Raw genomic sequence first — 21949 nt, 5'->3', positions numbered from 1 at the left:
GGCCCACTGCTGTGTTCCGTCAGGCACGCGCCTTCCCGTTGAAGCGGCGCGGACCTGTCCGACTGTCGGACAGGTTTTTCGGCGACCGCCCCGGCGGGGGCTCTGGCTCCGCGAGCTGCGCGTCATCGCGGAGCACCTTGGACCGCCGCATGGGGGGATGCGGGTGCCCGGTGCTTGCTTGAGCTGCTCAGTACTCGTGCTGGATGAGCCAGAACACCGCGGTGCGGTGCGACACGGGGAAGTACACGATGTAGAGGTTGTGGAAATCGTGCGCGCCCGCGGCCACCAGCGGGTCGTCGTAGAAGTGCGCCACCTGCGGCACCTCCGTGCCGTTGCCCAGCTCCTGCGGCAGCACCTGGCCCAGCTCCGGGAACATCCACCCGATGCGGCCCGCGAAGTCCGGGTACGTCAGGTCCGGCTGCCGTGTGAATTGCACGCGCTGATTGGACGACAGCTCCGGCAGCGTGGCGAAGGCGCCCTCCACCACCCAGTCCAGCTGCGTGGGCTGCGTGCCCGCAACGAAGGGCACGTTGAACGTCCAGAGGGACTCGTCGCAGTAGTTCTCACCCGCCTTGCACCGCGCGTGGCCCGTGGCCCGGGCCTCGTTGATGGCGTCGTTGTCCTCCAGCGCCGTGAGGGGCAGCGGGCCCGCGCCGTAGTAGCGCTGGTAGAAGTCCTTGCACACCGGCCACATCCGCGACGTGAAGGCCGCCTCGCCATTGGCGCACCAGGGCTTCTGACCGGAGGACACCGCGCACTGCGACAGCCAGGCGTCGCGCGCGTCCTGCGCGTCCGTGCACTGCGGCAGCGCCTGCGCGGGCGTCACCCCCTGCGTCTCCACCACGCTCTCGTCACACACCTCGATGCGCGTGGCCACGTCCAGGTCGCACGCGGTGAACAAATCCTCCTGCGCACAGGCTCCGTTGAGACAGCCCAGCGCCAGGCGGAACTTCTTGCCCGCGCCCGTGCCGGTGCTCACCACCGCCAGGTACTCGCCGCCCTGGGCCAACGTCAGGCTGGCCACCTTGGACAGCTGGCCGTAGCCCGCGTCGTCGTCCTGCGCGAGCACCGTGGTGCCGTAGCTGCCGCTGGCGTTTTTCGGGCCATGGATGAACAGGCCCGTGTCCAGGTACATGCTGCTGCCCAGGTGCGTCACCTCCAGGCTCACCCGCGCGCCCGCGGCCACGTTGAAGCTGAAGGACAGGTACTGCGGGTTCGTCGTGAACTGCGTCTGCACCGCGTCGTTCAGCCCCACCGGACCCAGGTACGGCGTGCTGTCCACGATGTTGTCGCTCGCGGGCACGGGGGGCGGATACAGGATGGACTGCGTGCGCTCACCGACTTCCGCGGAGGCTTCCAGCTCCTGGGATGGACCACACGCCGCCACGAGCAACGACGGCACCAGCCACCACAGCCGACTCCAGGCGTGACGCATGCAACACTTCCTTCATGTCTTGGGGGGAATACAGCCTACAGCCGGTTCACGGCTCCTGGGACAGGCCCTGGAACCAGGCGGCGTACGGCGTGTTGCGCACGAGGCGCCGGTTGAGGTCCGGCGTGCCGTCCGTCCACCAGGGCGGGCCTCGCTCGCCCAGGCCCACCTTGGCGCGGTGCACGCGGTCGCGGGCCCTGCGCTCCAGGGCCGCGTCCTTCGCGCGCTTCGCCCGGCCCACGTCGGCGCGGGCCCGCATCAGCGCGGCCACCAGCAGCTCACGCTGCCGGGGCCCGAGCGCTGGATTGCTGCGGCGCCACAGCCGCCCGTCCACCACCAGGTAGCGTCCATCCGGGGTGGTGGGGGGCGGCGGCTTCGTCACTGATTCACGGGATACAGGAAGCGCAGGATGTCACCGAAGCGCGCGCTCCACGCGGCCTCGTTGTGCTGGCCTCCCTCCACCACCGTGTACTTGAGGTCGCTGTCCAGCACCCAGCCCTTGGCCACCAGCGCGTCACGCAGCGCGTTCGCGTCCGCCACCGTCTCCGCTTCGTCGCCGTCGCCTTCCTTGGTGCCAATGTCCTCCCAGATGCGCAGCGCGGGCTTCGTGGTGAGCGCGTTCACCTCCGCGATGATTTCCCGGTCCGCCCACCACACCGACGGCGACACCACGCCCAGGCGGCTGAAGACGTCCGGGTGCTTGAGCCCCAGCGACATGGACACGAGACCGCCCAGCGACGAGCCCGCGAGCCCCGTGAATTGCGCCTCCGGCTTCGTGCGGAACTCCGCGTCGATGCGCGGCTTCAGCTCCTGGATGAGGAACTGGCCGTACACGTCCGCGCGGCCCGCGTCCGGGTACTTCGGAGCAGGCACGGGCGTGTACTCCGCGATGCGGTCAATGGTGTTGTAGATGCCCACGATGATGAGCGGCTCCACCTGGCCGGACTCCACCAGCGCCTGGGCTGTCTCGTCCACGTTCCACTCGCCGGCGAACGCGGTGTTGTTGTCCATCAGGTTCTGGCCGTCGTGCATGTAGAGCACCGGGTAGCGGCGCGAGGTGTCCGCCTCGTAGCCGGGCGGCAGCCAGATGATGACGTCGCGCGGCTTGAGGGTGGCGTCCGTGGGCGTGACATTCTGCAGATAGCGCACGTTGCCGGTAAGCGTAGGCGTGGTGTTCGCCCAGCTGCCCACCGCAATGGACACGCGCTCGAAGCCGCCACTGGTGGTGAAGGTGTGGTTGTCCACCTCAGCTCCCGTGTCGCTCTTCTCCACTGTCTTCCACGAGCCCAGCGTCATCTTGAACTCCAGGCCCGTGCCCGCCGCGAACGTGACGGCACCGGCGTAGGCGTTGTCCACCGCGGGGTAGAGCTCCACCTCCGCGCCATTCCAGTTCCCCAGCTCCGGCTGATTCCCTGTCAGCCACACCTTGGCCCCTGCCGGAGTGGTGTCCGGTACCTGGACGATGAACACGGTCCTCGCGCCTGTCTGCCCCCCCTCCGCGCCGAAGCGCTCCACCGCGAGGGCGACACGCTCCTCGTTCTCCTGGGCGGTGAGGGTGTGGTCCGCCTCCGGCGTCCCCTGGGCGTCCAGCGCCACCTGGGGCGTGGGCGCCGTCATCCGCACCGCGTAGGTGAAGGCGGTGTTCTTGGGCAGGCGGGCCTTCAGGCTGAACTGACGGCCGCCCTGGTAGACCATCTCCAGGCCCCGCCCGTCCGTGCCCTGGAACGTGGCGCTGGGACCGGTGAGGAAGATGGCCGCGTCCACCGGCGTCTCCGGCGGAACGGTGAGGTCGAACTGCACGTCGGAGAAGAGCTGCTCGACGGGCGGCTTCGGCTCGTTGGAGGAACAGCCCCAGAGGGCCGTCAGCGCCAGGACGAGCAGCAGGGTGGGCCGCGAGGGCCGGGAAGGCGACATGGGTGGGTGGGCCTCCGGGGGCGAAGGACACCGGCCCCCTGGTGAGAGCGCGCACCCTAGCAGCGTGTTCCGACATGTTTCAGTGGGGCCCGGCTACCCCGCCGGAGGCATCCCGCAGGGGTTGGCCACTTGGCAGTTGCCCGACAGTGCCTACCTTGCGCCGCGCACTGGGAACGGGGGCACGCATACTGCCAGTCCCCCCTCGAGCGAAGGAGTCACACCGCATGAAGAAGCTGACGCTGCTGGCCTTGACGCTGGGTGCCATCTCCATGGGTACGGGCTGCCACCGCAACACCCGCGAGTCCGCCAAGGACGACATGGAAGAGGCCGGCGACAAGGCGCAGGACAAGGCCGAGGACGCCGCCGACGCCACGGGCGACGCCGTGGAGAAGGCCGGCGACAAGGTCGAGGACGCGACCGACAAGTAATCGCGCCAGGCATCCGCTGACGCGAAACACCCCGGACGCCGGACCCTTCACGGTGCCGGCCTCCGGGGTGTTGTCATTGCAGGGGGATCATCCCCCGGGCGCTCAGAAGCCCGCCGCGAAGTCCACGATGCTCCAGTACAGGCTCAGCTGGTGGGCCGTGCCCTGCGTCGTGCCGTAGTCCGACACGGTCCGCCCCGCCAGCGCGGGAATCTGCGGGCAGGTCAGCTGGCCGTGGATGGCCTGGGCGTAGCCGTTGGTGGTGATGGCGCTCGCGAAGCTGGACGTGGAGGGAATCGTCACCTGGCCGGACGTGCTGACCGTGTTGTACGCGCCGGTGGCCGAGAACGAGACGGCGATGGCGTCCGCGTCGAACGCGTTGTTGCCGGTGATCAGCTGGTTGATGATGGGCGAGCCGCCGTTCACGCGCCAGGCGCCGGCCTCACGCGCGGTGGCCACGCCGCTGATGGTCGTGCGGCCGGAGACGCGGCCCATGTGGTCGAAGCGGGCCTGGCACGGCGAGGTGCAGGGCACCTTCACGGGGAAGGGGAAGCGCACCGGGAACAGCCCGCCCGGCCGGTGGATGATGAGGTCCCACCAGTAGTAGTAGCGCCAGCGCGAGCAGCTCAGGTTCAGCGACAGCTGGCTGTTGCCCGCGACGGTGCGGTTGATGGTCACGGGATACGGGGTGACGGCGTTGGCGCTCAGCGTGTGCTTCGCGCCCGGCCCGTTCCAGCCGTAGAGGCTGCGGCCCGGGTACGACTGCAAAATGGTCTGGGTGGTAGTGGGCGTGCGCGTCGTCGTCGTCACCCAGCTGCACGTGCAGGGCCCCTGGAGGGGGAACCACGGCAACAGCTGATGCGCGAAGACGATGGCCTGGCCGCGCAGCTGCGGGAAGTTCTTGGAGACCTCCTGCACCAGGTCGTACTCGCCCTGGCCATACTTCGCGTCGAGCTGCGTGACGGCGGCGCTCAGCTCGCTGCTCACGTGCGCGACGTCCGGGTCCGACGCGACGCCCGCGGACACGGTGAGGCCGCACTCCTTGTCGTTCGCGCAGTCCAGGCCCACGTCATAGGGCTGGGTGAAGAGCGGCTGGCCCTTGGAGTCCTCCAGCACCAGCTTCTGCGCCCAGCCCGTCTCCCAGGGCTTGTCCAGCGCGCCAAAGAGCTTCACCTGGGAGATTTCGCCCGCCTTCGGGGTGACCGCCACGCCCGCGTTGGCGCTGTCCTTGCCGTCATAGGACACGAGCTTCGAGGACTGCGGCAGGTCCTCCTGCCGGCCCGTCCACAGGATGCGCGCCGTCAGCTCCCCGTCCTCCAGCGCCACGTCGAGCAGGGTGGCGACGTTCGGACGCTCCTCCTCCTGCGGCTCCGCTGCATGCGCCGGCACGGCCACGAGCAGGCCTCCGAGCGCGAAGGACGAGACGGTCAGCGAGCGAAGCCAGGACGGAACGAGGCCGAAGGGGCCTCGCGGGGAGTGATGGGGCATGGGCAATCCCTTGCGAAGGAATGGGGTCCGCCCTCCGGCGCGTGGGGCCGGAGGGCGGTGTGCCTTCAGAGCAGGTCCCGTGCCAGGGATTGCGCCATGTCTGACATTGCTGCGGGTTTCCGGAGGGAAAGCGTGGCTTTCCAAGATATCTCCGGAATCGTCGCTTGCGCGGAGGCTGTATCCCTTCGCGTTACGCGAACCCCGCCGGGTGTAGCGCGGCGGGCTACAGGCCGTAGAGGAAGAAGTCCCGGATGTTCTGGTCCAGGCTGGACTGGTTGTTCATGGTGGTGGCGAAGTCCGAAACGGTGCCCGAGGGGTTCAGGCCTCCACCCGGGCACACGGCGTAGCCCCGGATGGCCATGGCGTAGGCAGCCTGCGCCTGGCCGAACGGCAGGCCCAGGGAGGGGTCACCGTTGTAGGTGTAGAAGGCCTCACCGGAGGTCTGGACGAAGCCGGAGCCGCTGCTCGTGTTGTTCGCGATGGTGGACACGTCGAAGCCGCTGTTGGCGGGCGCGTGGACGGTCTGGTTCAGCAGCGGGCTCAGGGAATTGCCCAGGTGGTACTTGATCTGCTCCGTGGCGGTGCCGTTGAGGAGCATGGTGGTGCTGTTCGCGCTCGCGTTGCCGATGATGCGTCCGAAGTGGTTGAACCGGCCGCTGCACGTCCCGGCGCACATGCTGTAGACGGGCTGGGGCATGAGCACGGGCTTCACCAGTCCGCCGGACTGCTTGATGCCCACCTGCTGGAAGTGGATTGACGCCAGCGACGTGCAGTTCAGGGTCAGGTTGATCCGGCTGGTGCCCTGCGTGGTCAGGCGCGCGTTCGAGCGGCGGTTGGGGGCCAGGGGGCCCGCGTACAGGTTGTGCGCCGCGCCCAGGCTCGTCCCCGAGGTGTTGCTGCGCGTCGAGGACGCCTGCCAGGTGCACCGGCAGCCCTCGGCGGGGCCCACGGGGCCCAGCTTGCTCAGGCCGTGGGCGTAGCTCAGGGCCTCGCCGTACAGCGTGGGGTCGCGCCGGGCCACCTCGCGCACCAGGTCGAACTCCTTGGCCCCCAGGTCCTTCTCGATGGTGTCGAGCGTGTCCTTCAGGGCACGGCTCACGTGCAGGACCTCGCGGCTGGCGGAGACGCCCGCGGTGGCCTTCAGCGCGCAGGTCTTCTCGTCCTCGCAGTCCAGGCTGACGTCATAGGGCTGGTGGGTGAGCTCCTGGCCCTTCGCGCCGAGCACGGCGAGCCGCTGGGCCCAGCCCGTCTCCCACGGCTCCTTCACCGCGCCGTACAGCGTCACCTCGGAGACCTCGCCGGCCTTCGGCGTCACCCGCTCGCCCGCGGTGAGCGTGTCCTGGCCGTCATGGGACACGACCTCCACCTCTCCGGGCAGGGACTTCGCATCCTGGGCCCAGAGGATGCGCGCGGTCAGCTCGCCGTCCACCAGGGACACGTCGAGGATGGTGGCGGGGGCTTCACGCGGTTCGTCGGCGTGGGCGGGGGCGGCCATCAGCAGGCCGCCCATGGCGAAGGAAGAGAGGGTCAGGGCGCGAAGCGAACGACGGAACATGGTGCAGTCCCTTGGGAAGAGGGTTCCGCCATTCCTGACATCCGGTGTCAGGAATGGCGGGCCGCCCAAGAGCAGGTTGTGTGCCACGCACGGCCCCGTCTGAGCCGGGGGGCCTTTGTAGCGCGGAGCGCTACCCGGCGACGGACCAGGGATTGAGGGGTGTCTGGGGTTGTTTGTGTTTGGGGGCCCTCCGCGCCATGGAATCCGGCGGGGCCGGAGCGTGCGGGGTTGCTCCCCGGTGCTAGAAGGGGCGGGTGATTCCCGCTCATCTCCGACCGGAGCGCGCGGGCGCCGCGCGGCTCGCCTTCGAGCGCTCGGGCCCCCGCACCGTGGTGCGCACCGCGCTGGCGCACAGCCCCTTGCGGCTGCTCACCCCGCGCAACCACGGCCACGCGGCGTGGGCCTACACCAGTTCCTTTGGCGGTGGCCTGGTGGACGGCGACCACCTGCGGCTGGAGGTGGACGTGGCGGACGGGGCCTCGGCGCTGCTCGCGACGCAGGGGGCCAACCGTGTCTACCGGTCTCCCACGGGCTGCCGCAGCGACCTGTGCGCGCGCGTGGGCCGGGACGCGCTCCTGGCGTGGGTGCCGGACCCCACCGTCTGTTTCACCGGCGCCCGCTATTCACAGACGCTGGACGTGACGCTGGCGCCGGGTGCGTCGCTGGTGCTGGCGGACGTGGTGACGGCGGGGCGCAGCGCCCGGGGTGAGCGCTGGGCCTTCCTGCACTACGCCTCGCGCCTGCGCGTCGCGCGGGAGGAGCGCGCGCTGGTGGATGAGCGCTGGGTGCTGGACCCCGCGCACGGCGCGCTGCCGGAGCGGCTGGGCCGCTTCGACGCGCTGGCGTCCGTGCTGCTGGTGGGGCCGGCGTTGAAGGACGCCCGTGAGGCATTGGCCGCGCGCGTGGCGGGCCTGCCGGTGAAGCCGCGCGCCCGGGAGGTGGTCTCCGCCAGCCCCCTGGGCGAGGACGGGCTGCTGTTGCGCGTGGCGGCCGTGTCGCTGGAGACGCTGCTCGGCACCACGCGCGACTGGCTGTCGTTCCTGCCGGGCCTCCTGGGTGACGACCCGTGGGCCCGGCGGGTGTGACTCAATACCGGGTGATGTCGAACGTGCTGTAGTGCGAATACAGCCGGTCGACGTGCTCCGCCGTCAGGTTGACCGCGTCCTTGTGGTTGTTCGTCTTCCACTCGGCGGTGTTCGCGCTGCACACGCCCGCGTCCGTGCCCGCGGGCAGGCCCGGCTGCTTCAGCATCGGGTGGGAACTCCGTGAGGGGGAGAACGGCGCGGGGGGCCTCCATCCTGGCCCACGCTGACGCGTCGCGCTAGGGTCCCGCGGGTCGGCGCATCCCGCACCCGGAAGAACCCAGGGAGTCGGACCCATGCATCTGTCCCCCCGTGACGTGGACAAGCTGCTCCTGCACCAGGCGGGCGTCGTCGCCCAGAAGCGGCTGGCGCGAGGCCTGCGTCTCAACTACCCGGAAGCCGTCGCGCTCATCGCCACCCAGTTGCTGGAGTATATCCGTGACGGCCGCAGCGTGGCGGAGTTGATGGACCTGGGGCGCCGGTTCCTGGGGCGCGCGCAGGTGATGGACGGCGTGCCGGAGATGCTGGCGGAGGTGCAGGTGGAGGGCACCTTCCCGGACGGCACCAAGCTCGTCACGGTGCACCACCCGGTGGTGGCGGAGCACGGGGACCTGTCGCTGGCCCTCTACGGCAGCTTCCTGCCGGTGCCACCGCTGGAGCGCTTCACCGTGCCCGCCGCGTCGCCGGAGGGGCCTCCTGGCGCGGTGCGCGCGGCGGAGGGCTCGGTGGAGCTCAACGCGGGCCGTAAGGCCATCACCCTGCGCGTCACGCACCGGGGCGACCGGCCCATCCAGGTGGGCAGCCACTACGCGTTCGCGGAAGTGAACCGCGCGCTCGTGTTCGACCGGGGGCGCGCCTACGGCCACCGGCTGGACATCCCCGCGGGCACTGCGGTGCGCTTCGAGCCCGGCGAGGTGAAGACCGTGTCGCTGGTCCCCATCGCGGGCGAACAGGTGGTGCGCGGCGGCAACGCGCTGGGCAGCGGCACGGTGTCCGACGAAGGCCGCGAGCGTCTGCTGGAAGCAGTTCGCGCCCAGGGCTTCGGTCACGAGGAAGAGGAGGGCCGCTCATGAGCCGCAAGCTGGACCGCCGCCACTACGCGGACATGTTCGGTCCCACCACGGGAGACCGGGTGCGGCTGGGGGACACCGGCCTGTGGCTCCAGGTGGAGCGCGACGCCACCGTCTACGGCGACGAGTGCAAGTTCGGCGGCGGCAAGGTGCTGCGCGAGGGCATGGGCCAGCGCGCGGGCACGGGCGACGCGGACGCGCTCGACTGCGTCATCACCAACGCGCTCGTGGTGGACTGGACGGGCATCTTCAAGGCGGACGTGGGCATCAAGGCGGGGCGCATCTCCGCCATTGGCAAGGCGGGCAACCCGGACGTCATGGCGGGTGTCACCCCGGGCATGGTGGTGGGCGTCACCACGGAGGTCATCGCCGGGGAAGGGCTCATCCTCACCGCGGGCGGTCTGGATACGCACATCCACTTCATCAGCCCGCAGCAGGCGGACGAGGCCATCGCCAGCGGCATCACCACCTGGGTGGGCGGCGGAACGGGCCCCGCCACCGGCACCAACGCCACCACCTGCACGCCGGGCGCGTGGAACCTGGCGCGCATGCTGGAGGCCACGGACACGCTTCCCCTGAACATCGGGCTCACCGGCAAGGGCAATACGTCCCTGCCAGACGGTCTGTTGGATCAGGTCCGCGCGGGCGCCATCGGGCTCAAGCTGCACGAGGACTGGGGCACCACGCCCGCGGCCATCGACACGTGCCTCACGCTGGCGGACGCGGAGGACGTGCAGGTCACCATCCACACGGACACGCTGAACGAGTCCGGCTACGTGGATGACTCGCTGGCGGCGTTCAAGGGCCGCACCATCCACACGTACCACTCGGAGGGGGCGGGCGGCGGCCACGCGCCGGACATCATCCGCGTGTGCGGCGCGCCCAACGTGCTGCCCAGCTCCACCAACCCCACGCGGCCGTACACGGTGAACACGCTGGATGAGCACCTGGACATGCTCATGGTGTGTCACCACCTGGACCGCGAGATTCCGGAGGACGTGGCCTTCGCGGAGAGCCGCATCCGCGGAGAGACCATCGCCGCGGAGGACATCCTCCACGACCTGGGCGCCATCAGCATGATGGCCTCCGACAGCCAGGCCATGGGCCGCGTGGGCGAGGTCATCACCCGCACGTGGCAGACGGCGCACAAGATGCGCGAGCAGCGCGGGCGGCTCCCCGGTGAGCAGGGGGACAACGACAACCTGCGCATCCGCCGCTACGTGGCGAAGTACACCATCAACCCCGCCATCGCCCACGGGCTGTCCCACGAGGTGGGCTCCGTGGAGGTGGGGAAGCTGGCGGACCTGGTGCTGTGGCGGCCCGCCTTCTTCGGCGCGAAGCCGGAGCTGGTGCTCAAGGGCGGCTTCATCGCGTGGGGGCAGATGGGCGACGCGAACGCGTCCATCCCCACGCCGCAGCCGTACCTCATGCGCCCCATGTTCGGCGCGCGCGGAAGGGCGCGGGGCTCCACGAGCATCACCTTTGTCTCCGGACGCGCGCTGCGCGAGGGCACCGTGCAGGGGCTGGGGCTCACCAAGCGGCTGTCCGCGGTGGCGGACTGCCGCGCCCTGGGCAAGAAGGACATGCGCCTCAACGACGCGCTGCCGGTCATCACGGTGGATCCAGAGACCTACGAGGTCCGCGCGGACGGAGAGCTCCTGCGCTGCGAGCCCGCCACCTGGCTGCCCCTGGCGCAGCGCTACTCGCTGTTCTGAGAGGGACGCGCCATGGCTTCCGGCTGGAGGGTGTTGCAGCTGGCGGACTCGGGGTTCCCTACCGGAGGCTTCGCGCACTCCGGGGGCCTGGAGGCCGCGGTGCAGGCAGGTGAGGTGCGCGGCGCGGACGGCGTGCGGCGCTTCGTGGAGGCGCTGGTGTGGCAGGCGGGCCTGGGCGCGCTGCCGCTGGTGGGCGCGGCGTGGCACCAGCCCGGCTCCGTGCCAGCGCTGGACGCGAGGGCGGACGCGTTCCTCGCCAACCACGTCGCGAACCGGGCCAGCCGCACGCAGGGCAGGGCCTTCCTGGACACCTGCGCGCGCATCTTCCCGGAGGCCGTGGGGCCCGTGCGCGAATCCGCCCGGGCCGCCAGCGTGAGGTTCCACCACGCGCCCGTGTCCGGCGCGGTGCTGCGCGCGCTGGAGGTGGAGCACGAGGACGCCTTGCGCCTCTTCCTGTCGCTCACCCTGCGCGGCGCCCTGTCCGCGGGCGTGCGCATGGGCGTCATCGGCACGCATGAGTCCCACCAGGTGCAGCACGCGGCCACGCCGCTGCTGGAGGCCGTCCTGGAGCAATGCAAGGCATTGAGCGTGGACGACCTGGCCCAGCCCGCGCCGCTGTGGGACCTGGTGGGCGCCACGCATGACCGGCTGTACTCCCGGCTGTTCCTGTCCTGAATCCAGACACGAAAAGGAAGCGCGACATGCACGACGACGACCACCGCGGCCATGGGCAGGACGGGCACGAGCACACGCACGAGGACTGGGACCACCCGGGCCACTTCGACGCGCGCGACAAGCCGCACCGGCGCGACTACTCGCAGCGGGCCTTCACCATTGGCATTGGCGGCCCGGTGGGCAGCGGCAAGACGGCGCTGGTGCTGGCCCTGTGCAAGAAGCTGCGCGACACGCACCGCCTGGGCGTGGTGACCAACGACATCTTCACCCAGGAGGACGCGGAGTTCCTGGTGCGCAACCAGGCCCTGTCCCCGGAGCGCATCAAGGCGGTGGAGACGGGCGGCTGCCCCCACGCGGCCATCCGCGAGGACATCAGCCACAACCTGCTCGCGCTGGAGCAGTTGATGGAGGAGCTGCACCCGGAGCTGCTCATCGTGGAGAGCGGCGGTGACAACCTCGCCGCGCAGTACAGCCGGGAACTCGCGGATTACACGGTCTACGTCATCGACGTGGCGGGCGGCGACAAGGTGCCTCGCAAGGGCGGGCCCGGTATTACGCAGTCGGACCTTTTGATCATCAACAAGACAGACCTCGCACCGCACGTGGGTGCGGACCTGGGCGTGATGGAGCGGGACGCCCGGAAGATGCGGGGAGAGGGGCCGTTCGTCTTCACCCAGGTCACACGGGATGTCGGGGTGGATGCGGTGGTGAGCCACCTGCTGGACGCCTGGCGCAGGCGCTAAACACTGGACGATTGTTGTTTCACCTGTCACCCGCGCCCAGCACCTGGGGGCGGGTTGTGCCAGGGTGCGCGCCGTGGAACTCCTGGAGCGGGCGCGCGTTGAGTGGTTCGCGGTGGCGGTGGGGCTCATGGTGGGCACGTCGATGGTGTTCGTGCCCTATGAATTCGGCTCCACGCTCTTCCAATACATCTATCCGCACGTCCGGCTGCTGGGGAGCCTGTTCCTCGTCGGCGCGGGGCTGATGCTCATCGCGCTGATGTATCCGGCCTGGCCCTCCTTCGTGGGCTGGATGGGGCGCGCGTTGGTGCTGGCCGCGGTGGCGGTCTACTGGTGGGCGGTCTGCATCCTGCCCGTCAGCCTCACGGGCACCGTCGTCTACCTGTTCCTGATGGTCCTGCTCGTCATGGAGCCGCGCACCCTGCGCCGGGGCCAGGGGCAGCTGCTGGTGTTCCTGGCCTGCGTGGCGCTGTGCTTCGGGCCGCTGATGCTCTGGGCGCCCCAGGACTTCGTGCGCTTCGCCCTGGCGTCGATAGGGCCCTACGTGCGGTGGGTGGGGGGCCTCTTCCTGCTGCTGGGGACGCTGCTCGCCGTGGGGCTGTGGCGCCGCGAGCCGTTGTCCTGCCGGGTGGCCCTGGGCGGCCTGTCCCTGCTGTTCCTGCACATGACGGTCGCGGTGGTGTCGCGGCGCTCGTGGTCGGGGATGAGCGTGTACGCCGTGCTGACGGCGGTGTGCGTGCTGCTGGCCGGGGTGCGCCGGTGGCCGGTCCTGGTGGGGGTGCGCTGGCGGCTGTTCCGCGGCATGGCGCTGGCGTCGGTGCTGCCCATCCTGGGCGTGGGCGCGGTGGCGTCGTACCTGGCGCAGAAGGCCCTGGAGGCGGAGCTGCACGGCAAGACGCGCCAGACGGTGGCCGCGGAGTCCGCGTGGCTGGAGCAGACGGCCGCCATGGCCAGCTCCATGCTGCAGGTGTACAGCCAGGGGCCGGCCTTCATCGCCCAGGTGCGCGCGGGCAACCGCGAGGGCATCCGGGAGCGGCTGGCGATGCTGGAGGGCCCGTCCGGGCTGTTCGACGCGGCCTGGCTGCTGGATGAGACCGGCGACACGCTGATGACCTCCGCGCGTTTCAACCGGGTGCAGGGCAACTTCGCGTACCGGGCCTACTTCCAGGAGGCGATGAAGGGCGGCGCCCGGGTGCTGCTGTCGCGGCCCTTCCTGTCCCGCGCGAACCTGCCCTTCGTCGTCATCACCGTGCCCATGGACCTGGGCGCGGGCCGGCGCACCTTCCTGGTGGGCGCGCTGTCCCTGGAGCGTCTGGGATTGCAGCCGGCGCTCGCCTCGCCCGACTACCACGTGGAAATCTTCGACCGCCGCGATGGCAGCCTCCTGCGTGAGACGGACCGGGGGAGCGTGCTGGCCCGGGCACCCGCGCTGGACCTGGTGGGGGCGGACGCGCTGACGCGGCCCCAGGGGCTCACGGAGGCGTTCGACGACTCGGGGCACCGGCTGGTGGTGGCGCACACGCAGGTGGCGGGCACGCCGTGGACGGTGGTGGTGACGGCACGGCTGCGCGAGTCGTTCGCGCCGGTGACGCGCATGGGCGCGTGGGTGGTGGCCATCGCGTTGCTGGCGGGAGCCATCTCGCTCGTGCTGTCGCATTGGGTGGGGCGGGACGTGGCGCAGCGGCTGGAGACGCTGCGGGACGGCTTCGCCGTGCTGGGCACGCCGTCACTGGAGCGGCGCGTGCCGGCGCGGGGCGATGACGAGATTGCCCAGCTCGCCCTGGGCTTCAACGACATGGCGGCGCGCATCGACCGGACCCAGAAGGAGCTGCGCGAGGCCATCGCCATCCGGGACCAGTTCCTGTCCATGGCGAGCCACGAGCTGCGCACGCCGCTGACGCCCTTGAAGGCCACGCTGGACCTGCTCGTCCGTCAGCTGGGGGCCGGGCAGGGGATGAACCCGGAGCGGCAGCGGGACACCATTGCCCGGCTGAACCGGCAGGTGGACCGGCTGACGCGGCTGATTGGAGACATGCTGGACGTGTCGCGGCTGCAGTCCGGACGCTTCACGCTGACGGTGGCGCCCATGGACGTGGCCGCGCTGGCGCGCGAGGTGGTGGAGCGCATCCAGGTCACGCGCCCGGAGCGCGCGGCGCAGCTGTCGCTGGAGCTCCCCACGTCACCGCTGGTGGGCCGGTGGGACGAGCAGCGGTTGGATCAACTCCTGACGAACCTGGTGGAGAACGCCCTGCGCTACTCGCCGCCGGAGACGCCGGTGGTCGTGCGGGTGTTCGAGGAGGCGGACGCGGTGCGGGTGGAGGTGGAGGACCGGGGCATCGGCATCCCGGCGGAGAGCCTGTCGCAGCTCTTCACGCCCTTCTTCCGCGCGCGCAACGCGGCCGAGCACTACGCCGGAGGCCTGGGCCTGGGCCTGGCCATCTGCCGCGAAATCGTGGAGCGCCACGAGGGCCGCATCCAGGCGAGCAGCGAGGGGCCGGGGAAGGGCACCTGCTTCACGGTGACGCTGCCCCGCTCGGCCGTCGCGGAAGCGGCCTGATACGCGACAGGGGCGCGCGGCGGCGACAACCGGGCCGTGCGCTCCTGCTCGGGTTGTGTACTCTGCCCCCGTGGGCATCCTCGAGCGCGCACGGGTGGAGTGGTTCGCCGCGGCCTTCGGGCTGGTCGTGGGCACCACCATGGTCTTCGTGCCCTACGAGTTCGGCGCCGCCATCTTCCAGCTCATCTACCCGTACGTCCGTCCGCTCGGCAGCCTGTTCCTGGTGGGCTCGGCGACGATGCTCGCCGCGATGATGTACCCCACCTGGCCCGCGCTCGTGGGGTGGCTGGGCCGGGCGCTCTTCCTGACGGCGATGGCGTTCTACTGGTGGGCCGCCACCGTGCTGCCCCGGGGCATCACGGGCCTCGTCCTGTACCCGCTCATCGCGGCCCTGCTGCTGCTGGAGCGGACCCACCGCTTCCGGGAGCGGGGGCTCCTGCCCGTGTTCATCGCCTGCGTGGCGCTGAGCTTCGGCGGGATGATGGTCCTGGTCCCCAGCGGCTTCCACCGCCTGTCGCTGCTGGCGTTCGGGCCGTTCCTCCGGCTCCTGGGCGTGGCCTTCCTGGGGACGGGCGCGCTGCTGGCGCTGGGGCTGGGGCGCGGCCACGAAAAGCGCTGCCGCATCGCCCTCGCGAGCCTGGGCCTCCTGTTCCTGAACATGACGCTCGCGCTGGGGTCCCGGCGCTCCTGGGCCGGGATGGGCGCGTACGCGGTGCTGACCCTGGCCTGCGTGCTGTTGTGGCGGATGCGCCAGGTCCCGGCCCTGTCCGGGGTGCGCTGGCGGCTGTTCCGGGGCATGGCGCTGGCGTCGGTGCTGCCCATCCTGGGCGTGGGGGCGGTGACGTCGTACGTGGCCCAGCGGGCCATCGCGGCGGAGCTGCGGGGCAAGGCGCAGCAGGCGGTGCTGACGGAGACGGCGTGGCTGGAGCAGTCCGCGGCCATCGCGCGCTCGCTCCTGCGTTCGCAGAGCCGCGACCCGGGCTTCATCGAGGCGGTGCGCGCCGGGGACCGCAAGGAGATGGTCGAGCGGGTGGAGCTGCTGGAGCGCGAAACCGCCCTCTTCGACGCGGCGTGGCTGTTGGACTCGAGCGGGGAGACGCTGGTTCCGTCCCTCCGGCTCAACCGCATCACCGGCAACTTCGCGCAGCGGGAGTACTTCCAGCAGGCGCTGAACGGGGGCGACGCGGTCTGGGTGTCACGGCCCTTCCTCACCCGCGCGGGGCTGCCCTTCATCGTCTTCTCCACGCGGGTGGACCTGGGGGACGGCCAGCGCGCGGTGCTGGTGGGCGGGCTGTCCCTGAAGCGGCTGGGCCGCCAGTCGACGCTGGCCTCGCGCAGCTACCACGTGGAAATCTTCGACCGGCGCGACGGCACCCTCTTGCGCGAGACCGAACGGGGCGACGTGCTCACGCGGGCGCCGGTGCTGGGGGTGCTGGCCCCGGAGGAGCTATCCGGCAAGGAGGGCCTGCTGGAGGCGTTCGATGAAGCCGGGCGCCGCCTGCTGGTGGCGCACGCGCAGGTGCCGGACACCGAGTGGACGGTGGTGGTGACGGCCGGGCTGCGCGAGGCGTTCTCACCGGTGACGCGCATGGGCGCCTGGGTGGTGGCCATCGCGGTGCTCGCGGGGGCCATCGCGTTGCTGTTGTCGCGGTGGGTGGGGCGGGACGTGGCGGTTCGGCTGGAGACGCTGCGGGACGGCTTCGCCGCGCTGGGCACGCCCGCGCTGGAGCCCCGGGTGCAGGCCCGGGGCGACGACGAGGTCGCGCAGCTGGCGGACGGCTTCAACGACATGGCGGCGCGCATCGACCGGACCCAGAAGGAGCTGCGCGAGGCCATCGCCATCCGGGACCAGTTCCTGTCCATGGCGAGCCATGAGCTGCGCACGCCGCTGACGCCCTTGAAGGCCACGCTGGAGCTGCTCATCCGCCAGGCCGAGTCCGGCACGGCGAATCCCGAGCGGCAGCGCGCCAGCCTGGAGCGGCTGAACCGGCAGGTGGACCGGCTGACGCGGCTGATTGGGGACATGCTGGACGTATCCCGGTTGCAGTCCGGGCGCTTCGCGCTGACGGTGGCGCCCATGGACCTGGCCGCGCTGGCGCGCGAGGTGATGGAGCGCATCCAGACCACGCGTCCGGAGCGCGAGGGGTTGTTGTCTTTGGAGGTCCCGGACGCGCCGCTGGTGGGCCGGTGGGACGAGCAGCGGTTGGATCAACTCCTGACGAACCTGGTGGAGAACGCCCTGCGCTACTCGCCGCCGGGGACGCCGGTGGTCGTGCGGGTGTTCGAGGAGGCGGACGCGGTGCGGGTGGAGGTGGAGGACCGGGGCATCGGCATCCCGGCGGAGAGCCTGTCGCAGCTCTTCACGCCCTTCTTCCGCGCGCGCAACGCGGCCGAGCACTACGCCGGAGGCCTGGGCCTGGGTCTGGCCATCTGCCGCGAAATCGTGGAGCGCCACGGGGGACGCATTGGCGCGAGGAGTGACGGGCCGGGGAAGGGCACCTGCTTCACGGTGTGGCTGCCCCGCGCGGCCGTCTCGGACGCGGCCTGATGCGCTACGTGGAGGCGAGCCCCTGCGCGGCGCTGGCGCCGTACGTCCAGTGCTACTGGGCACTGGAGACGTCGGGAGCGGCGCCGGCGGGCGTGCACCGGGTGCTGCCGGACGGGTGTCTGGACATCCTGGTGGACCTGACGGGCGGCGTGGGGCTGCACGTGGTGGGGGCGATGCGGACGGCGGAGGTGGTGCCGCTGTCCGCGCGCGCGGCCTTCGTCGCGGTGCGCTTCCGGCCCGGGGGCGCGCAGCCGTTCCTGCGGTTGCCGTTGCTGGAGCTCACGGACGCGAAGGTGGCGCTGGGGGACCTCTGGCCGCGCGAAGCGCGTGAGTGGCGGGAGCGGCTGGCGGAGGCGCCCGGGACGGCGGCGCGCTTCGCCCTGCTGGAGCGGCTGCTCCTGGGCCGGCTGTCTGGCGGGGAGGCCGACGTGGGGGTGCGGCACGCGGTGGACCTCATCCTGGGCGCGAGGGGCCAGGTGCCGGTGCGTTCGCTGGAAGGGGTGATGGGAGTGGGGGCGCGGCAGGTGGAGCGCCGCTTCCACGCGGCGGTGGGGCTGTCGCCGAAGGTGCTGTGCCGCATCGCCCGGATGCAGCACGCGGTGGAGCTGTCGCGGCGGCTGGAGGGCGCGGAGTGGGCGCTGGCGGCGGGGTACTACGACCAGGCGCACCAGGTGCGGGAGTTCCGGGCGCTGATGGGGCTGACGCCCGGGGCGTACGTGCGCGAGCGGGCGCAGGTCGGATTCGTCCAATCCTCCCGGGAGGCGGGTGCGTAAGGTGGGGGTGTTCCCACTTGGAGGAGGCACCCCATGTCCACCGCACCGCAGCAGGCCGAGCAGCACCACCGCATCGACTACCTCGAGCTCCCCGTGAAGGACATCGCGGAGGCGAAGCGCTTCTACGGCGCCGTGTTTGGCTGGAAGTTCGAGGACTACGGCCCGGACTACACGGCCTTCAATGACGGGCGGCTGAACGGCGGCTTCGACAAGGAGCGCGAGGTGTCCAAGGGTGGCGCGTTGCTGGTGCTGTACTCGAAGGACCTGGACGCGACGCTCCAGAAGGTGCGCGAGGCCGGAGGGCGCATCGTGAAGGACACGTTCTCCTTCCCCGGAGGCAAGCGCTTCCACTTCGCGGATCCCACGGGCAATGAGCTGGCGGTGTGGACCGAGCCCTGAGGTGTCGCGGTTCCAACACTCCCTGTCCCTCCTGAGCGCGCGGCGCGTGGGAGAGGGCAGGGAGCCGGATGATCCCGGTTCGCGTGGGCCCCAGCCGCTGCGGTAGAAATCGGCTCGGCTCCTCCCTGGGGTTGTCGACCGTGCTCGCTACCGTCAAAGCCACCATCCTCCACGTCAACGACACCCCCGCGAGCCTCTACCTGGGCACGTACTCCCTGCGCCTGGCGGGCTACGACGTGCTGGAGGCCGTCACGGGCGCCGAGGCCCTGGAGGTCGCCTTCGACTCGCGCCCGGACGTCATCGTGCTCGACGTGAAGCTGCCGGACATGAGCGGCTACGACGTGTGCCGGCGGCTGAAGGAGGACCCGCGCACGCGGGAGAGCGCCATCATCCACACGTCCGCCACCTTCATCACCGCGGAGAAGAAGGTCGCGGGCCTGCGCGCCGGCGCGGACGTCTACCTCACCCGGCCCTTCGACCCCGAAGAGCTCATCGCCACCGTCAACAGCGTCCTGCGCCTGCGGCGTGTGGAGCGCGAGGCCCTGGCCAACGCCGCCCGCCTGGAAGAGGCCGGCCGCAAGAAGGACGAGTTCCTCGCCATGCTCGCCCACGAGCTGCGCAACCCCCTGGCCGCCATCTCCGTCGCGGTGCAGATGCTGGGACAGAAGGACTCCAACGGCCTGTCGGAAGCGGACGCGCGCCGCCGGGACATCATCGAGCGGCAGGTGAGCCACCTGCGCCACCTGGTGGACGACCTGCTCGACGTCAGCCGCATCACCCGGGGCAAGTACGCCCTGCGCCGCGGCCGGTTGGATCTCAACACCGTGTTGCAGCACTCGCTCGCCGCCGCGCGGCCCGTGATGGAGGAGCGAGGGCTCATCCTGCGCGAGGCCCTTCCCACCGCGCCCTGCTGGATGGACGGCGACCGGACGCGCCTGGAGCAGGTCTTCACCAACCTGCTCGACAACGCCTCCAAGTACTCGCCCGACGGCGGCATCGTCACCGTGGGCGCCCACGTGACGGAGGACTCGCGCGTGCGCGTCTCCGTGCAGGACACCGGCATCGGCCTGCGGCCGGAGGACCAGGCGCACATCTTCGAGCTCTTCGCGCAGCTGGATGCGGGGCTCGCGCGCAGCCGGGGCGGACTGGGCATTGGCCTGACGCTGGTGCGCCACCTGGTGGAGGAGCACGGCGGCCAGGTGGAGGTCTTCAGCGAGGGCCAGGGCCAGGGCAGCATCTTCACCGTCACGCTGCCGCTGCTCACGGACGCCGCGAGGCCCGAGCCCGCCGTGGAGCGCGTCGAGTCCCGCCGGGGCGAGTGGCGCATCCTCCTGGTGGACGACAACCCCGACGCGCGCGAGGGCCTGCGCGAGATGCTCCAGATGTGGGGCCACACCGTCGCGGTCGCCTCGGACGGTCCGGAGGCGCTCGTCATGGCCACCTCCGGCACCTACGACGTCATCATCCTGGACATCGGCCTGCCGGGCCTGGACGGCTATCAGGTGGCGCAGGAGCTGCGAGGGCGAGTGGCCTCGGACGCGCACCTCATCGCGCTCACGGGCTACGGGACGCCGGAGGACCGGGCCCGCAGCGAGGACGCGGGCTTCGACCTGCACCTGGTCAAGCCGGTGGAGCTGGTGGAGATTGGCCGGGTGCTCGCGCAGCTGGGCCCCGTGAAGCGCGGCGTGCACCGCCGGCCCCAGGCGAAGAGCGCCTAGAGGCCCGGCGCTCGCGGATCCATGCCCGCGCGGGTTTCTGAACGCGTTGATGCGCGAGCACGCTCAGGATGACCGACCCCACCACGAACACCGCCACCGCCCAGGCGGACGTGGGGGGCTCGCCCAGCCGCTTGAGCACGGACTTCCAGGCGAACAGCACCGGCATGTGCAGGAGGAAGAGCGCGTAGCTCGACTCACCCAGGATGCGCAGCGGTCGTGAAGCCAGCGCTCGCGCCACGGCTCCCTGGCTCCCCGACAGCAGGATGAACAGCACCGCGAACACCGGCGCCAGCAGCCCGTTGTGCAACAGCGGGAAGGGCAGCCACGGGCTTCCCAGCAGCGCCGCGATGAGCAGTCCTCCCACCACCGCCAGCGCCACCGGATGGGTGGGCGCGTCTGCCCGGAGCAGGAAGCCGCGCGCCGCGAGGATGCCCAGGATGAACTCCGGCAACCGCGCCAGCGGGTTGAAGCGCAGCGCCAGCATCCACGGGCCGGAGTTGTAAGCGGATGCGGTGCCCCCGGTGTGGTCCGGATCCGCCACCATGTAGAGCGCCGGGAGCACCATGGATGCGGCGTAAGCCACCGCCGCAGCCACCCCAAGCGCCTTGGGCCCCAGCAGGCCCAGCCTGCCGGCCAGGAAGGGGAAGGCGGCGCAGAAGAACGCGCCCACCGCCACCGGCCAGCCCGAGCCGTTCCACGCCATCGCGGTCCACGGCGTCCAGCTCTGGAGCAGCAGGGGCGTGAGCACCAGGGCCTCCGCGTGCTCCATCCCCCGCCAGGGGTCCACCGTCCAAGCGTCGCGCAGTCCCTTGAGGTACGAGGGCGCATCAAGCACCAGGCCCAACGCATAGACAGGATAGATGCGCGCGAAGCGGGCCACCCAGAACGCCTTGCGAGTCTCGTACGAGTCCGGAGGCCGCTCCAGGTGGTGGTAGCCAAGGAGGAAGCCCGACAGGACGAAGAAGAAGCCGATGCTCACGTACCCGCTGTCGAGCAGCCCATGCAGTCCCGGCGGCGCCTCCGTGCCTGTGAAGCCCAGGTGATACACGTGGTAGGCGACGACGTGCGCGGCCGCGAGGAACCGCAGCCCGGTGAGTGCATCCAGGTACTGCCGGGAAGAAGCCATGACGGCCAAGAGTCTCGCCGCTCCCCGCGCGCGGCTCAAATCGGGCCGCCACCGGCGACTGAAGTCCGACTTGGTGAACACCGCGATGAGCCAAGAAGGTGGACGTGAGATCCGTTTTCGCCAATGACGCCGCCAGTCGAGTGGGTCTTCAGCCAGGAAACGATGGGCCCCCTCCGGCCGCGCGGTCTCAAAACCTGTCCGACAGTCGGACAGGCTCAAACCGAATGAAACCAGGCCGAGGACGCGCCATGTGAGGCGCAGCGGTCGTGCAGCCACCAGGACCAGCCCACAGACAGGAGTGCCGCCCAGGCACGGTTGCCTGAAAACCTGTCCGGCAGTCGGACAAGTTCCCGCCAACTCAAATGGGAAGGAACGTGCCTGTCGGAACGCAGCGATAAGCAGTGACGTGGTGCGTACTCGAACGAGCATGCCACCCGGGCGCGCAGTTTCAAATCCTGTCCAACAGTCAGACAGGTCCGCGCCGAATGAAACCGTGGACGCGCCTTGCAAGGCGCAGCGGTGTCGCACGTGCGGACCTCAGGTCAGGGCCAGGCTACAGACAGATGTGTCCGCCCGGGCGCGCAGTTTCAAAACCTGTCCGACAGTGGGCGTGATCCGCTCCAGTGGACACCAACGAAGAGGCAGATACGGTGTCCGACATGGTGGAAGAGAAGAAGCCACGCCGCCCGCGGCGCAGCTACACGGACGAGTTCAAGGCCGGGGCTGTCCGGC

At 70.7% G+C, this 21949-nt stretch carries 18 protein-coding genes; 11 read left to right on the top strand and 7 right to left on the bottom strand.

The genetic code is table 11. From position 1 onward, the window contains the following. Positions 1-187: 187 nt before the first annotated feature. The 3 genes from D7X96_RS03600 to D7X96_RS03590 are packed head-to-tail and all read right to left on the bottom strand — an operon-like array spanning position 188 to position 3346. Positions 188-1435, bottom strand: a complete 1248-nt coding sequence (locus D7X96_RS03600) for a PPC domain-containing protein (RefSeq protein ID WP_120547251.1) — start codon at positions 1433-1435, stop codon at positions 188-190. Positions 1436-1481: 46 nt separating this feature from the next. Then, on the bottom strand, positions 1482-1814 hold the full coding sequence (locus D7X96_RS03595; protein ID WP_120547252.1) for a hypothetical protein: 333 nt from the start codon (positions 1812-1814) through the stop codon (positions 1482-1484). Further along, positions 1811-3346 carry an alpha/beta hydrolase-fold protein gene (locus D7X96_RS03590; protein WP_121768987.1) on the bottom strand — a complete coding sequence of 512 codons (1536 nt, stop codon included), beginning with the start codon at positions 3344-3346 and terminating at the stop codon, positions 1811-1813. The genes D7X96_RS03595 and D7X96_RS03590 overlap by 4 nt, the downstream gene beginning before the upstream one ends. Before the next feature lie 224 nt (positions 3347-3570). On the opposite strand from D7X96_RS03590, the gene D7X96_RS03585 reads away from it, so the two are divergent. Further along, a complete protein-coding gene (locus D7X96_RS03585) occupies positions 3571-3774 on the top strand; it encodes a YtxH domain-containing protein (protein WP_120552093.1) in 204 nt (67 codons plus the stop codon). A 102-nt stretch (positions 3775-3876) separates the two neighbouring features. Here D7X96_RS03585 and D7X96_RS03580 read toward each other — a convergent pair whose 3' ends face one another. Together D7X96_RS03580 and D7X96_RS03575 are read right to left on the bottom strand one after the other, a co-directional pair. Next, entirely contained in the window at positions 3877-5259 is a 1383-nt protein-coding gene (locus D7X96_RS03580) for a hypothetical protein (RefSeq protein ID WP_121768986.1), read from the bottom strand. A 223-nt stretch (positions 5260-5482) separates the two neighbouring features. Then, positions 5483-6814 carry a hypothetical protein gene (locus tag D7X96_RS03575; RefSeq protein ID WP_121768985.1) on the bottom strand — a complete coding sequence of 444 codons (1332 nt, stop codon included), beginning with the start codon at positions 6812-6814 and terminating at the stop codon, positions 5483-5485. Between the two features lie 257 nt (positions 6815-7071). Here D7X96_RS03575 and D7X96_RS03570 point away from each other — a divergent pair, with 257 nt between their 5' ends. Further along, positions 7072-7899 (top strand): urease accessory protein UreD, encoded by an 828-nt coding sequence (locus D7X96_RS03570; RefSeq protein WP_120552104.1) that lies wholly within the window; start codon positions 7072-7074, stop codon positions 7897-7899. Between the two features lies 1 nt (position 7900). Here D7X96_RS03570 and D7X96_RS39865 read toward each other — a convergent pair whose 3' ends face one another. Then, positions 7901-8065, bottom strand: coding sequence for a hypothetical protein (locus D7X96_RS39865; protein WP_158616310.1), 165 nt, complete (start codon positions 8063-8065; stop codon positions 7901-7903). Between the two features lie 127 nt (positions 8066-8192). Between D7X96_RS39865 and ureA the strand changes: the two genes are divergently transcribed. The 9 genes from ureA to D7X96_RS03525 all read left to right on the top strand — a co-directional run bounded on the left by ureA (position 8193) and on the right by D7X96_RS03525 (position 20091). Next, on the top strand, positions 8193-8969 hold the full coding sequence (gene ureA / locus D7X96_RS03565) for an urease subunit gamma (protein WP_120552096.1): 777 nt from the start codon (positions 8193-8195) through the stop codon (positions 8967-8969). After that, complete coding sequence (gene ureC / locus D7X96_RS03560; protein WP_120552097.1) at positions 8966-10681, top strand: urease subunit alpha; 1716 nt, start codon at positions 8966-8968, stop codon at positions 10679-10681. The genes ureA and ureC overlap by 4 nt, the downstream gene beginning before the upstream one ends. Positions 10682-10693: 12 nt before the next feature. Next, complete coding sequence (locus tag D7X96_RS03555; RefSeq protein WP_120552098.1) at positions 10694-11356, top strand: urease accessory protein UreF; 663 nt, start codon at positions 10694-10696, stop codon at positions 11354-11356. A 26-nt stretch (positions 11357-11382) separates the two neighbouring features. After that, positions 11383-12099, top strand: a complete 717-nt coding sequence (gene ureG / locus D7X96_RS03550; RefSeq protein WP_120552099.1) for an urease accessory protein UreG — start codon at positions 11383-11385, stop codon at positions 12097-12099. A 73-nt stretch (positions 12100-12172) separates the two neighbouring features. Then, the gene (locus D7X96_RS03545) at positions 12173-14653 is read left to right on the top strand and encodes a sensor histidine kinase (protein WP_244219434.1); all 2481 of its coding nucleotides are present in this window, start codon (positions 12173-12175) and stop codon (positions 14651-14653) included. A gap of 70 nt (positions 14654-14723) precedes the next feature. Continuing rightward, positions 14724-17201, top strand: a complete 2478-nt coding sequence (locus tag D7X96_RS03540) for a sensor histidine kinase (RefSeq protein WP_306449549.1) — start codon at positions 14724-14726, stop codon at positions 17199-17201. Next, a complete protein-coding gene (locus D7X96_RS03535) occupies positions 17201-17974 on the top strand; it encodes an AraC family transcriptional regulator (RefSeq protein ID WP_121768983.1) in 774 nt (257 codons plus the stop codon). Before D7X96_RS03540 ends, D7X96_RS03535 begins: the two co-directional genes overlap by 1 nt. A gap of 33 nt (positions 17975-18007) precedes the next feature. After that, the gene (locus D7X96_RS03530; RefSeq protein WP_120552102.1) at positions 18008-18373 is read left to right on the top strand and encodes a VOC family protein; all 366 of its coding nucleotides are present in this window, start codon (positions 18008-18010) and stop codon (positions 18371-18373) included. A 140-nt stretch (positions 18374-18513) separates the two neighbouring features. Next, positions 18514-20091 carry a response regulator gene (locus tag D7X96_RS03525; protein WP_120552106.1) on the top strand — a complete coding sequence of 526 codons (1578 nt, stop codon included), beginning with the start codon at positions 18514-18516 and terminating at the stop codon, positions 20089-20091. On the opposite strand, the gene D7X96_RS03520 is transcribed toward D7X96_RS03525, so the two are convergent. Then, positions 19994-21217 (bottom strand): acyltransferase family protein, encoded by a 1224-nt coding sequence (locus D7X96_RS03520; protein ID WP_158626544.1) that lies wholly within the window; start codon positions 21215-21217, stop codon positions 19994-19996. The genes D7X96_RS03525 and D7X96_RS03520 overlap by 98 nt on opposite strands. Positions 21218-21949: the final 732 nt, after the last annotated feature.

The organism is Corallococcus interemptor (assembly GCF_003668875.1).
GTDB classification, from domain to species: Bacteria; Myxococcota; Myxococcia; order Myxococcales; family Myxococcaceae; genus Corallococcus; species Corallococcus interemptor.
The sequence above is the reverse complement of the archived record's forward strand: the minus strand, read 5'-3'. Positions and strand labels throughout refer to the sequence as shown.